The following is a 12,782-nucleotide window of genomic DNA, read 5'->3' as shown; positions in this document are numbered from 1 at the left end:
CGACACGGTCTGGCCTCCTTCTGGTTCGGTCGTCGGCCGCCATGACGACGAAGGGTCCCGGAAGGAGGATTCCGGGACCCGACGGTCGTCGCTGACCAGCCTGTGGTGCTTACTTGGTGAGCGGCGCGAGCTTCGGGTCGTTCGCGTACGCCTCGGCCGCGTTCGCCTTGGTGACGGCGACCGGCGGGAGCAGGTACGTGTCGACGACCTTGCTGCCGTTGTTGTAGGACTTGGTGTCGTTCACCTCGGGGGTGTTACCGGCCTGCAGGGCCTTCACCATGGCGATGGTCTGCTTGACCAGGTTCCGGGTGTCCTTGTTGATCGTCATGTACTGCTCGCCAGCCATGATCGACTTGACCGACTCGACCTCGGAGTCCTGGCCGGTGACAACCGGGACCGGCTTGCCGGCGCCCTTGATCGAGGTGATGATCGCGCGGCCCAGCGTGTCGTTCGGGGAGAGGACGCCGTCCAGCTCCTTGCTGCCGTAGGTCGAGGTGAGCAGCTGGTCCATGCGGGCCTGCGCACCCTCGGCCTTCCAGCCCTGGATGGCGGTCTGCTTGACGTCGGTCTGCTTCGAGGCGACGACCACGTTGCCCTTGTCGATCTCCGGCTTGAGCACGCTCATCGCGCCGTTGAAGAAGACACCGGCGTTGTTGTCGTCCGGCGAGCCGGAGAAGAGCTCGATGTTGTACGGGCCGTTCGGCTTCTTGGCCTTCATGCCGTCCAGCAGGGCCTGGCCCTGGAGCTGGCCGACCTTGAAGTTGTCGAACGCGACGTAGTAGTCGAGGTCCGGGGTGTTGGTGATCAGCCGGTCGTAGGCGATGACCTTCGCGCCGGCCGCGTGCGCCGCGGCGACCTGGGTCGACAGCTGCGCGGCGTCGGTCGCGCCGATGACGATGACCTTGGCGCCCTTGGTGACCATGGCGGTGATCTGCGCCTGCTGGTCGGCGACGGTGGTCGACGCGCCCGCGTACTGCACGTCGCTCTTGAAGCCGGCCTCCTTCAGGCCGTTGGTGAACAGGTCACCGGCGAGGACCCAGTTCTCCGAGGTCTTCGACGGCAGGGCGACGCCGATCAGGGAGTCCGCCGCGAAGCCCTTGGCGTCGCCCTTCGAGCCGCCGGAGTCCCCGTCGCGGCCGGAGCCGCAGGCGGTCGCCGTGAGAGCGAGCGCCGCGATGGCGCCGATGGCCACCGACTTGCCAATGAGATTGCGCATGACTAGGTGATGCCCTTCTGGTGAGGTGATACGGGGGGAGGTCGGTGGCCGTCAGCCGGGCACCGTCGTCCGGGCGGGCTCGCGCTCCGCGTCGGACGATGACGTGGGGGTGGGTGGGGTGTCACGACGGAACGTTCGGGTGATGCTGCCGATGACGGAGAATCGCCCCTGGCTCTTGTTGTAGACGTCGATCGCGACGGCCAGCAGCAGGACCAGGCCCTTGATGATCTGGACCCGGTCGGTGCCGACGCCCATGAGCTGCAGGCCGTTGTTGAGCACGGCCATGACCAGACCACCGACGATGGAGCCGCTGATGGTGCCGATACCGCCGGAGACGGCCGCGCCACCGATGAAGACCGCGGCGATCGCGTCCAGCTCCCAGCCGTTGCCGTCCTGCGGCCCGGAGGCCGCCGAACGGGCCACGAAGATCATGCCGGCCAGCGCGGCCAGGACCGACATGTTCATCATGACGAAGAAGTTGACCCGCTTGAGCTTCACGCCGGAGAGCTCGGCCGCCCGGGAGTTGCCGCCGACCGCGTAGATGTGCCGGCCGCCCGCGGTGTTGCGGGTGTAGAACGAGTACGCGAGGACCAGCGCCACCAAAATGATGCCGGAGACCGGGAAGCTGGTGCCGACCCGGCCGCTGGCGAAGCGCAGCGCGGCGAACACGATCACGCCGACCATGACGGCCATCCGCAGCACCGAGATCCACATCGGGGCGGGCTCGGCGTCCATCTCCCGGCGCGTCTTGCGGGCCTGGAACTCCCGCCAGACCACCGCGACGCACGCGGCCAAACCGAGGAGCAGCGTCGCGTTGTTGTAGCCGGTGTCCGGCCCGACCTCGGGCAGGAACCCGGAGCCGATCACCCGGAAGCCCTCCGGCACCGGGATGGTGTTCGCGTTGCCGATGAACTGGTTGCCGCCGCGGAAGAGCAGCATGCCCGCCAGGGTGACGATGAACGCCGGCACCCCGATGTAGGCCACCCAGAAGCCCTGCCAGGCGCCGATGATCGCGCCGATCGCCAGGCCGAACAGGATGGCGACGGGCCAGGGCAGCGACCACTCCGCCATCGACTTGGCCACCAGGATGCCGGTGAAGGCGGCGATCGAGCCGACCGACAGGTCGATGTGCCCGGCGACGATCACCATCAGCATGCCGATGGCCAGGATCAGGATGTACGAGTTCTGGTTGAACAGCGCGATCAGGTTGTCCGATCGCAGCGTCAGCCCGTCCGTCAGCACCTGGAACAGGACGACGATCGCCACCAGGGTGAAGATCATCCCGAACTGACGGGCGTTGGACGTGGTCCCTCCGAAGAGGTTCTTCTGCAGGTCCTTCAGTCGGCTCATGTTGTCTGCATCTTCTTCGTCGAGGTCATCTGCTTCATGAGGGTTTCCGGGTCCGCGTCCTGCCGGTCAATCTCGCCGGTGATGGTGCCTTCGAACACGGTGTAGATGCGGTCGCAGAGCCCGATCAGCTCAGGCAGTTCCGAGGAGATGATGACGACGCCCTTCCCCTGGTCGGCGAGCCGCTGGATGATGCCGTAGATCTCGTACTTGGCGCCCACGTCGATGCCGCGGGTCGGCTCGTCGAGGATCAGCAGGTCCGGGTCCGTGAACATCCACTTCGCCAGGACGACCTTCTGCTGGTTGCCGCCGGAGAGCTTGGAGACGCTCTCGTCGACCGTCGGGGCCTTGGTCCGCAGTTCCTTGCGGTACGCCTCGGCCGCCTTGTACTCCTCGACCTCGTCGAGGACGCCGTGGTGCGAGATCTTCGACAGCTTGGCGGCCACCGTGGACGCCTTGATGTCGTCGAGCAGGTTCAGGCCGATCGCCTTGCGGTCCTCGCTGACGTACGCGAGCCCGTGGGCGATCGCGTCCGCCACCGACTTGAGCACGATCTCCTTGCCGTCCTTGATGATCGTGCCCGACTCGTACACCCCGTACGAGCGGCCGAAGACGCTCATCGCCAGCTCGGTGCGGCCCGCGCCCATCAGCCCGGCGAAGCCCACGATCTCGCCCCGGCGGACGACGAAGCTCTCGTTCTTGCAGACCTGCCGTTCGGCGGAGATCGGGTGCCGGACGTTCCAGTCGCGGACCTCGAAGAAGACCTCGCCGATCTTCGGGGTGTGTTCCGGGAACCGGCTGCTCAGCTCGCGACCGACCATGCCCCGCACGATCCGGTCCTCGTCGGCGCCGTCCGTCTTGACGTCCAGCGTCTCCACGGTCCGGCCGTCGCGCAGGATGGTGATCTGGTCGGCGATCGCCTCGATCTCGTTCAGCTTGTGCGAGATCATGATCGAGGTGATGCCGCGCGAGCGGAAACCGCGCAGCAGGTCCAGCAGGTGCCGCGAGTCGGCCTCGTTCAGCGCGGCGGTCGGCTCGTCCAGGATGAGCAGCTTCACGTCCTTGGCGAACGCCTTGGCGATCTCCACGAGCTGCTGCTTGCCGACACCGATGTCCTTGATCAGGGTGTCCGGGTCCTCCTGCAGGCCGACCCGGGCCATCAGGTCCAGCGCCATCCGGTTCGCGGACTTCCAGTCGATCGCCCCGCGCTTGCGGGGTTCGTTGCCGAGGAAGATGTTCTCGGCGATCGACATGTCCGGGATGAGCGCGAGCTCCTGGTGGATGATCACGATCCCGGCGTTCTCGCTGGAGCGGATGTCGGAGAAGCGGGTCTCCGCACCCTGGTAGATGATCTGACCGTCGTACGTGCCGTACGGGTAGACCCCGCTGAGGACCTTCATCAGCGTGGACTTGCCGGCACCGTTCTCACCGCAAATGGCGTGGATCTCGCCGGCGCGCACCACCAGGTTGACGTCGGAGAGGGCCTTGACTCCGGGGAACTCCTTGGTGATGGAACGCATCTCCAGGAGGATGGGCACGTCGCTCATCGTTCGCACCACCTCGCCAACGTCATGGATGCCTCCGCAGGGATGGCCTTCACTGTTTTTGTTGCCGTCCGCAACGTATTCCGATCTGAAGGCCATTCGCAAGTGCTGGCGGGCCCGCGCATGTAACAATCCGGCAATGTGGGCGTGCTCTCCGTCACCAAGCCGTCACGCTGCCACCAGCAGCCACTGCGGCGTCCCACGCCCCGTCCGACGGCCCGATCGCGCCTGTCGCGGGGGTCTCCCCGTTCGGCCGGGCAGGCGGTCACGGGGGCCGGGGTGCGTCGTCCGGGCGGCCGGGCAGGGGGCGCCACGCGAGAAACGCCCCGGCATGTGCCGGGGCGTTACTCGTTCGTTTTGTTGTGCCCCCGGCAGGATTCGAACCTGCGCCCCCGCCTCCGGAGGGCGGTGCTCTATCCCCTGAGCTACGGGGGCTCAGCGACCCGAGAAGAGTAGCAAACCCCCTCCGGGATCGCCCAATCGGTATCCGGCGGCCCGCGACGTGTCGCTGCCGCCGGTGGTCGGGGCCGCCCAGGGCTCCGCCGACGGCGGGCGGCGGAGCCGATCCTGGGCCCGCCGGCGTCCCGGAGCCGATCCTGGGCTCGCCGGCGGGCGGAGCGGGTCAGGCGGCGACCAGGGCGCGGCCGCAGCTGGGCAGCGGGTGCAGGACGATGCGGCGGGGCAGCCGGCGCGGCCACTCGTTCTTCGGCCAGGAGCCGTCCACGATCAGGTGCACCGTCCGCTCCTCGGCGCCGCTGAGCCGCAGCACGAAGTCGCGGGGGAGCGGCGGGTCGACCGTGGGCGTGGTGATCATGAAACGCACCCGGCCCCGGGAGGAGACCGCGGAGACCACGTCCGCCGCCGGCATGGTGCCGCGCAGCCGTACCCGGCCGATCCAGTAGACCTCGGCGAGGTGCTCCTGGGCGGCCCGGGTGATGGCCGGGTACTCGCCGCGTACCCACCGCTCGACCGCGCCGACGCAGAGCCCGCAGGCGCGCTCCCGGGGCTCCCGCGGACCCAACCCCCAGGCCCGTAGGTACGCCCCGACCGTGCCGGCGTCCATCGTCAGGTCGAACCGGCGCTGGATGAGGGTGGTCAGGCTCTGTCGCGTCCAGAGCTCCTCGTCCAGGCCGAGCTCGTCGGGGTGGACGCTCCGCAGCGCATCGATCAGTTCGAGTTCCTGTTCGCGGCTGAGCGTTCCCGACTCGCCCTGCCGCAGTCCGCGACGGACGGCTGCCACCGCCCCGTCACCGCCGATGGTGTGGCGCCGGCACCAACTGGTGACCGAGCGCCCTGCCTCTCTGAGTGCAACCCCCACGTCCTGCGCAACGAGCCCGAATCGCAACTGGTCACGATATGTGGGGAGAAAAGTCTCCAAGCAGCGTAATCGGCTGTACAACCCAAACCGTTATAAAGAGGCATAACGGACAGGAGGTCGCCGGAGACGCGGAGGGGCCCGCGTCGCGGACGACGCGGGCCCCTCCGGGCGGGACGGTACGACGGATCAGCCGCCCAGGCGCTTGAGCGCCGCCTGGAGGTTGGTGAGATCCGTCTGCTGGGTGTTCTTCATGGTCTGCGCGACCTTCAGCACCTCGTCGTCGTGCCCCTCGTCGAGGACGCCCTGGATCATGTGGATCCCGCCGAGGTGGTGCCGGATCATCAGCTGGAGGAAGAGCACGTCGAACTCGTGGCCCCGCGCCTCGCTCAGCTTGGTGATCTCCGCCGGGGTGGCCATGCCGGGCATCAGCCCGTCCTTCACCAGGCCGGCGCCGTCCGGCATCCAGGCCATCGCGGGCTGGTCGCCGGTCGGGTCCAGCTGCCACAGCCGCAGCCAGGTCTGCATGGTGCCGATCTCGCCCTGCTGCCCGGTGGCGATGTCGCCGCCGATCTGCCGCACCTCGGCGTCCTCGCCCTGCTGGAAGGCCATCAGCCCCATCTGCACCGCCTGGGCGTGGTGGGTGGTCATGTCCCGGGCGAAGCCCGCCTCGACCGAGTTGTCACCCGGCCGGGTGACCGTCGGGGTGAGCAGGCCGCCCGCGTACCCGAGGAGAAGGCCGACCACGACGGCGGCGGCCAACGCCAGCGTGCCGAACCGGCGCGCCGTCCCCCGGCCGCCGTCGGCGGTGACCGGGGTCTCGTCGGGCGCGCTGTCCGTCGTGACGGGAGCAGTCATCGGAGTCCTTACTGGGTGGGCTGCTCAGGCATCTGCTGGCCCAGGTTGTCACGCGGCGTGGTGCCGGTCGCGGTGACGCCCTGGGCGCAGTTGGCGTTCGGACCCTCGACGGAGGCGTTGACCCGCAGGGTCTTGATGAAGTCGTCGATCCGGCTGTCGTCGGCGTTGTCGACCTTGAGCTGGAAGCCCCAGGCCTGGAGGGAGATCGGCTTGTCCAGCCCCTCGAACGGGCTGAGCATCAGCTTGTCCTTGCCCTGCACCTTGGCCTTGAGCTTGGCCACCTGGTCGGCCGGCAGGTCCGGGCGGTAGGTGATCCAGACCGTGCCGTGCTCCAGGCTGTGCACCGCGTGCTCGTTGGCGATCGGGGCGTCGTAGACGTCGCCCATGCAGTTCTGCCAGGCCTGGTTGTGCGGGCCGGCGACCGGCGGGAGGACGTCGTACTTGATCGGGCCCGGCTGGTGCTTACCGCCCTCGACCAGGGACTTGTCCTTCTTGCGGTAGTCGACGATGCCGCTGATCGCGTCCGCCCGCTTGTCCCACGGCTTGGAGCCCTGGATCGCCGCGTACGCGCCGTACCCGATGATGCCGGCCGCCAGCACGCCGACGGCGACGAAGAGCGCGATCGGACCCCACGCGCGGCCCTGGCTCACCTTGACCGGCGCGATCGGCTTGCGGCCCTTGCCGCCGGGGGTCTGCCGCGGAGTGCCCTTTCCGGCCCCGGCCTTGCCACCGGACGGCTTGTCGGCAGCGGCCGGCCGGCCGGCTGCCGGCTTCTTGCCGGTGCTGACCACGGTCGGACGGCGTTCCGGGCCGCCCGGGGTGCTGATGCTCATCGTGCCTCGTCAGGTCGGTCGGTCAGGGAGCTGGCGGGCCGGTTCACATGCTGGGTCGCCGCCGCGGTGCCCGAGTCTACCCCCGATAACATGGTTCGGTGACTCCCGCAGAACTCGCCGAGGTCGTCCTCTCCGCAGCCCACGCCGTCTTCACCGACCGCGGGCTGGATCCGTCCGCGTTGCCCGCGCAGACGGTCCTCGAGCGGCCCCGCAACCCTGAGCACGGCGACTACGCCTCGACGCTGGCGCTGCAGCTCAGCAAGAAGGTCGGCGTGCCCCCGCGGGAGCTGGCCGCCGCCCTGGCCGAGCGGCTCGGCCGGGCGCCGGGGATCAAGTCGGTGGAGATCGCCGGCCCGGGCTTCCTGAACATCCGGCTCGACGCCGCCGCCGCCGGGCAGCTCGCCAAGGTGATCGTCGAGTCCGGCCCCGAGTACGGCCGCAGCGACACCCTCGCCGGTCAGAAGGTCAACCTGGAGTTCGTCTCGGCGAACCCGACCGGACCGGTGCACATCGGCGGGGTCCGCTGGGCGGCCGTCGGCGACGCGCTCAGCCGACTGCTCCGCGCCACCGGGGCGGAGGTCGGCACCGAGTACTACTTCAACGACGCCGGCTCCCAGATCGACCGGTTCGCCCGGTCGCTGCTCGCGGCCGCCAAGGGCGAGCCGGCCCCGGAGGACGGCTACGGCGGGGCGTACATCGCGGAGATCGCCGCCGAGGTGGTCAAGCGCCGGCCGGACGTGCTGGAGCTGGACGACGACGCCGCCCAGGAGGTGTTCCGGGTCGAGGGCGTCGCGCTGATGTTCGAGGAGATCAAGTCCTCGCTGCGCGACTTCGGCGTCGAGTTCGACACCTACTTCAACGAGAAGGACCTGCACGACCGGGGCGAGCTGGACCAGGCGCTGGCCCGGCTGCGCGAGCAGGGGCACGTCTTCGAGGCCGAGGGCGCGACCTGGCTGCGCACCACCGACTTCGGCGACGACAAGGACCGGGTGCTGCGCAAGTCCAACGGCGAGTGGACGTACTTCGCCGCCGACTGCGCCTACTACCTCGACAAGCGCGAGCGCGGTTTCGAGCGCGTGGTGATCATGCTGGGTGCCGACCACCACGGCTACATCGGCCGGATGAAGGCGATGGCCGCCTGCTTCGGCGACGACCCGGACCGCAACCTGGAGATCCTCATCGGCCAGCTGGTCAACCTGGTCCGCGAGGGCGCCCCGGTGCGGATGAGCAAGCGGGCCGGCACCGTGGTCACCCTGGAGGACCTGGTCGACGCGATCGGCGTGGACGCCGCCCGGTACGCGCTCGCCCGCTACTCCAGCGACTCGCCGATCGACATCGACGTCGAGCTGTGGACCCGGGCCACCCGCGACAACCCGGTCTACTACGTGCAGTACGTCGCGGCCCGGACCGCCAGCGTGGGGCGCAACGCCGCCGAGGTGGGGCTGACCCGGGGCGACGCCGCCGACTTCCACGCCGAGCTGCTCTCCCACGAGAAGGAGAACGAGCTGCTCAAGGCGCTCGCCGAGTTCCCCGCCGTGGTCGCCTCCGCGGCGGAACTGCGCGGGCCGCACCTGGTCGCCCGCTACCTGGAGCGGCTGGCCGGGGCGTACCACCGGTTCTACGACAACTGCCGGATCCTGCCGCGCGGCGACGAGGAGGTCACCGACCTGCACCGGGCCCGGCTCTGGCTGAACGACGCCACCCGCGTGGTCATCGCCAACGGGCTGCGCCTGCTCGGCGTCGCCGCCCCGGAGAGGATGTAACTTCCCATGCGCGCTCACGAGGCCGGTGCCCTGCACGGTGACATCGGCAGCCGGCCGCCCTGGCTGCGTCCGCCGGGCGACGTCAACGCCCTGGTGCCGCAGCTCTGGCCGCGCAACGTGACCCGGGCCGCCGACGGCGCGCTCGCCGTCGCGGGGCTCAGCGTCCGCGACCTCGCCGCGGAGTACGGCACCCCGGTGTACGTCCTCGACGAGGACGACCTGCGGTCGCGCTGCCGGGACTTCCGGGCCGGCTTCCCGGACGCGGACGTCTACTACGCCGGCAAGGCGTTCCTCTGCCGCGCGGTGGTCCGGATGATCGCCGAGGAGGGCCTGTTCCTCGACGTCTGCACCGGCGGCGAGCTGGCCACCGCGCTCTCGGCCGGGATGCCGCCGGAGCGGATCGGCTTCCATGGCAACAACAAGTCCGTGGCCGAGCTGAGCCGGGCCCTCGACGCCGGGGTGGGCCGGATCATCCTCGACTCGTTCGCCGAGATCGACCGGCTCACCGCGCTGGCCCGCGAGCGCGGGGTACGCCCCCGGGTGCTGGTCCGCGTCACGGTCGGTGTGGAGGCGCACACCCACGAGTTCATCGCCACCGCTCACGAGGACCAGAAGTTCGGGTTCTCGCTCGCCGGCGGGGCGGCCGCGGCGGCGGCCTTCAAGGTCCTCGACGAGGGCGTGCTGGAGCTGCGCGGGCTGCACTCGCACATCGGCTCGCAGATCTTCGACGCCAACGGCTTCGAGGTCTCCGCCCGCCGGGTGCTCGGCCTCCAGGCGCAGATCCGCGACGCCCGCGGCGTGGAGCTGCCCGAGCTGGACCTCGGCGGCGGCTTCGGCATCGCGTACACCACCGAGGACGACCCGGCCTCCCCGCACGACCTGGCCAAGCGGCTCCGCCGGATCGTGGAGGGGGAGTGCGCGGCCGAGAAGCTCGCCGTGCCGCACCTCTCCATCGAGCCCGGCCGGGCCATCGTCGGACCCGCCGTCTTCACCCTCTACGAGGTCGGCACGGTCAAGGACGTCGACGGGATCCGGGCGTACGTGAGCGTGGACGGCGGGATGAGCGACAACATCCGCACCGCGCTCTACGACGCGTCGTACTCGGCGACGCTGGCCAACCGGGCGTCGGTGGCGGAGCCGCTGCTCGCCCGCGTGGTGGGAAAGCACTGTGAGTCCGGGGACATCGTGGTGAAGGATGAATTCCTGCCCGCCGACGTGCAGCCCGGAGATCTTGTCGCGGTGCCCGGCACCGGGGCCTACTGCCGGAGCATGGCCAGCAACTACAACCATGTCCCGCGCCCCCCGGTCGTCGCCGTCCGCGACGGTCAGGCCCGTCTGATCGTTCGACGGGAGACCGAAGAAGACCTGCTCGCATTGGATGTCGGATGAGCTCACCTGTGCGCCTGGCGTTGCTCGGCTGCGGCACCGTCGGCGGCGACGTGGTGCGGCTGCTGCACGAGCAGTCGGCCGACCTCGCCGCCCGGATCGGCGCCCCGCTGGAGATCGCCGGGATCGCCGTACGCCGGCTCGGCCGCGACCGCGGCGACCTGCCCGTCGACCCCGCCCTCTTCACCACCGACGCGCTCGGCCTGATCAAGCGGGACGACGTCGACATCGTGGTGGAGGTCGTCGGCGGCATCGAGCCGGCCCGCGGCTGGCTGGTCGAGGCGCTGCGCGCCGGCAAGAGCGTGGTCACCGCCAACAAGGCGCTGCTCGCCGAGGACGGCGCGACGCTGCACGACGCGGCCGCCGAGGGCGGGGCCGACCTCTACTACGAGGCCTCCGTCGCCGGGGCGATCCCGCTGCTGCGCCCGCTGCGCGAGTCGCTGCACGGGGACCGGATCAACCGGGTCACCGGCATCGTCAACGGCACCACCAACTTCATCCTCTCCGCGATGGACGCCACCGGCGCCGGCTTCGCCGAGGCGCTGGAGGAGGCGACCGAGCTGGGGTACGCCGAGGCGGACCCGACGGCCGACGTGGAGGGCTTCGACGCCGCCGCCAAGGCCGCCATCCTCGCCTCGCTGGCGTTCCACACCCGGGTCGGCGCCGCCGACGTGCACCGCGAGGGCATCACCGAGGTGACGGCGGCCGACGTGGCCAGCGCCAAGGCGATGGGCTGCACCATCAAGCTGCTCTGCATCGCCGCCCGCAACACCGACGCGGCGGGCCGGGAGACGGTCAGCGTCCGGGTGCACCCGGCCATGATCCCGCTGTCCCACCCCCTCGCGAGCGTCGGCGACGCGTTCAACGCGGTCTTCGTCGAGGCCGAGGCGGCGGGGCAGCTGATGTTCTACGGCCGGGGCGCGGGCGGCGCGCCGACCGCCAGTGCCGTCCTCGGCGACGTGGTGGCGGTGGCCCGCAACCGGCTCGCCGGGGTGCACGCGCCCAGCGAGTCGGCGTACGCCGACCTGGCGGTGCGGCCGATGGGCGAGGCGCTGACCCGCTACCACATCAGCCTCGACGTGGCCGACCGTCCCGGTGTGCTGGAGGCGGTGGCCGGGGTGTTCGCCCGGCATGAGGTCTCCATCGCCACCGTGCGGCAGGGTCCGGCGGGTGGCGGCCCGGCGGGTCGGGGCGACGACGCCGAACTGGTCATCGTCACGCATGTCGCGCCGGACGCCGCGCTCGCGGCCACCGTCCGGGCGTTGCGCGGGCTGGAGATCGTCCGCTCGGTGACGAGCGTGCTGCGGGTCGAGGGCGGGCTGTAGATCGTGTCCCGTCAGGTGGTTAAGGGCGGGTGCGCCGGGCTGCGGCCCGGGACGCTGGTCCAGGCTTGACGTGCGACAGGGCCGGTAGGGGCGAGGAGAGCGACATGTGGCGGGGTCTGATCGAGACGTACCGGGACCGGATGCCGGTCACCGACGCCACCCCGGTCGTCACCCTGCACGAGGGGAACACCCCGCTGCTGCCGGCGCCGGTGCTCTCCGCCCGGCTCGGCTGCGACGTGCACCTCAAGGTCGAGGGGGCCAACCCGACCGGCTCGTTCAAGGACCGGGGCATGACCGTCGCGGTCTCCAAGGCGGTCGAGGCCGGTGACAAGGCGATCATCTGCGCCTCCACCGGCAACACCAGCGCCTCCGCCGCCGCGTACGCGGCCCGCGCCGGGATCACCTGTGCGGTGCTGGTGCCGCAGGGCAAGATCGCGCTGGGCAAGCTGGCCCAGGCGCTGGTGCACGGCGCCAAGCTGCTCCAGGTCCACGGCAACTTCGACGACTGCCTGGCGCTGGCCGGCAAGCTCGCCCAGGACTACCCGGTGGCGCTGGTCAACTCGGTCAACATCAACCGGCTGCACGGGCAGAAGACCGCCGCCTTCGAGATCGTCGAGGCGCTCGGCGACGCGCCGGACATCCACTGCCTGCCGGTCGGCAACGCCGGCAACGTCTCCGCGTACTGGATGGGCTACTCGGAGGACCTGCGCGACGGCAACGCGACGAAGGCCCCGAAGATGTACGGCTTCCAGGCCGCCGGCGCCGCGCCCATCGTCACCGGCCGGGTGGTCCCGGAGCCGTCCACCATCGCCACCGCCATCCGGATCGGCAACCCGGCGAGCTGGACCAAGGCGATCGACGCCCGGGACGCCTCGGAGGGCCTGATCGCCGCGGTCACCGACCGGGAGATCCTGTCGGCGTACCGGCTGCTGGCCCGGGAGGTCGGCGTCTTCGTCGAGCTGGGCAGCGCGGCGAGCGTGGCCGGCCTGCTCCAGCAGGCCGCCGCGGGCAAGGTCCCGCCCGGCTCCACCGTGGTCTGCACGGTCACCGGCCACGGCCTCAAGGACCCCGAGTGGGCCATCTCCACGGCCCCGGCCCCGATCACCATCGCCAACGACCCCCAGGCCGCCGCCCGCTCCCTGGACCTCGCCTAACCCCCCGCGCCTCGCACCCTCCCACCCCCACAACCGGAGTC

General features: G+C 70.6%; 10 protein-coding genes and 1 tRNA gene. 4 read left to right on the top strand and 7 right to left on the bottom strand.

What is annotated here, in order from left to right:
• Positions 1-109: 109 nt before the first annotated feature.
• The 7 genes from ACTWO6_RS27735 to ACTWO6_RS27705 all read right to left on the bottom strand — a co-directional run bounded on the left by ACTWO6_RS27735 (position 110) and on the right by ACTWO6_RS27705 (position 7,113).
• Positions 110-1,216, bottom strand: a complete 1,107-nt coding sequence (locus tag ACTWO6_RS27735) for a substrate-binding domain-containing protein (RefSeq protein WP_446216685.1) — start codon at positions 1,214-1,216, stop codon at positions 110-112.
• 51 nt (positions 1,217-1,267) lie between these two features.
• Positions 1,268-2,566, bottom strand: coding sequence for a multiple monosaccharide ABC transporter permease (gene mmsB / locus ACTWO6_RS27730; protein ID WP_446216684.1), 1,299 nt, complete (start codon positions 2,564-2,566; stop codon positions 1,268-1,270).
• Positions 2,563-4,110 (bottom strand): multiple monosaccharide ABC transporter ATP-binding protein, encoded by a 1,548-nt coding sequence (gene mmsA / locus ACTWO6_RS27725; protein WP_446216683.1) that lies wholly within the window; start codon positions 4,108-4,110, stop codon positions 2,563-2,565. Before mmsA ends, mmsB begins: the two co-directional genes overlap by 4 nt.
• 360 nt (positions 4,111-4,470) lie before the next feature.
• Positions 4,471-4,542 (bottom strand) — tRNA-Arg (locus tag ACTWO6_RS27720).
• A gap of 187 nt (positions 4,543-4,729) precedes the next feature.
• Complete coding sequence (locus tag ACTWO6_RS27715; protein WP_446220791.1) at positions 4,730-5,425, bottom strand: winged helix-turn-helix domain-containing protein; 696 nt, start codon at positions 5,423-5,425, stop codon at positions 4,730-4,732.
• A 186-nt stretch (positions 5,426-5,611) separates the two neighbouring features.
• Positions 5,612-6,280 carry a DUF305 domain-containing protein gene (locus ACTWO6_RS27710; RefSeq protein WP_446216682.1) on the bottom strand — a complete coding sequence of 223 codons (669 nt, stop codon included), beginning with the start codon at positions 6,278-6,280 and terminating at the stop codon, positions 5,612-5,614.
• Positions 6,281-6,288: 8 nt separating this feature from the next.
• Entirely contained in the window at positions 6,289-7,113 is an 825-nt protein-coding gene (locus ACTWO6_RS27705) for a DUF3105 domain-containing protein (protein WP_446216681.1), read from the bottom strand.
• Positions 7,114-7,211: 98 nt separating this feature from the next.
• On the opposite strand from ACTWO6_RS27705, the gene argS reads away from it, so the two are divergent.
• The 4 genes from argS to thrC all read left to right on the top strand — a co-directional run bounded on the left by argS (position 7,212) and on the right by thrC (position 12,741).
• Entirely contained in the window at positions 7,212-8,876 is a 1,665-nt protein-coding gene (gene argS / locus ACTWO6_RS27700; protein WP_446216680.1) for an arginine--tRNA ligase, read from the top strand.
• A 6-nt stretch (positions 8,877-8,882) separates the two neighbouring features.
• Positions 8,883-10,265: a diaminopimelate decarboxylase gene (lysA, locus tag ACTWO6_RS27695; RefSeq protein WP_446216679.1), complete on the top strand. Its 1,383-nt coding sequence runs from the start codon at positions 8,883-8,885 to the stop codon at positions 10,263-10,265.
• 8 nt (positions 10,266-10,273) lie between these two features.
• Entirely contained in the window at positions 10,274-11,587 is a 1,314-nt protein-coding gene (locus tag ACTWO6_RS27690; RefSeq protein ID WP_446220790.1) for a homoserine dehydrogenase, read from the top strand.
• Between the two features lie 104 nt (positions 11,588-11,691).
• Positions 11,692-12,741: a threonine synthase gene (gene thrC, locus ACTWO6_RS27685; protein ID WP_446216678.1), complete on the top strand. Its 1,050-nt coding sequence runs from the start codon at positions 11,692-11,694 to the stop codon at positions 12,739-12,741.
• Positions 12,742-12,782: the final 41 nt, after the last annotated feature.

This window comes from Micromonospora sp. IBHARD004 (genome assembly GCF_052814115.1).
This window is presented reverse-complemented; position numbering and strand designations above follow the sequence as displayed.

Excerpts from the sequence above, each read along its gene's own strand:
- ACTWO6_RS27735 (WP_446216685.1), bottom strand. The coding sequence starts at position 1,216 with ATGCGCAATCTCATTGGCAAGTCGGTGGCCATCGGCGCCATCGCGGCG.
- thrC (WP_446216678.1), top strand. The coding sequence starts at position 11,692 with ATGTGGCGGGGTCTGATCGAGACGTACCGGGACCGGATGCCGGTCACC.
- ACTWO6_RS27710 (WP_446216682.1), bottom strand. The coding sequence starts at position 6,280 with ATGACTGCTCCCGTCACGACGGACAGCGCGCCCGACGAGACCCCGGTC.
- lysA (WP_446216679.1), top strand. The coding sequence starts at position 8,883 with ATGCGCGCTCACGAGGCCGGTGCCCTGCACGGTGACATCGGCAGCCGG.
- mmsA (WP_446216683.1), bottom strand. The coding sequence starts at position 4,110 with ATGAGCGACGTGCCCATCCTCCTGGAGATGCGTTCCATCACCAAGGAG.
- mmsB (WP_446216684.1), bottom strand. The coding sequence starts at position 2,566 with ATGAGCCGACTGAAGGACCTGCAGAAGAACCTCTTCGGAGGGACCACG.
- ACTWO6_RS27705 (WP_446216681.1), bottom strand. The coding sequence starts at position 7,113 with ATGAGCATCAGCACCCCGGGCGGCCCGGAACGCCGTCCGACCGTGGTC.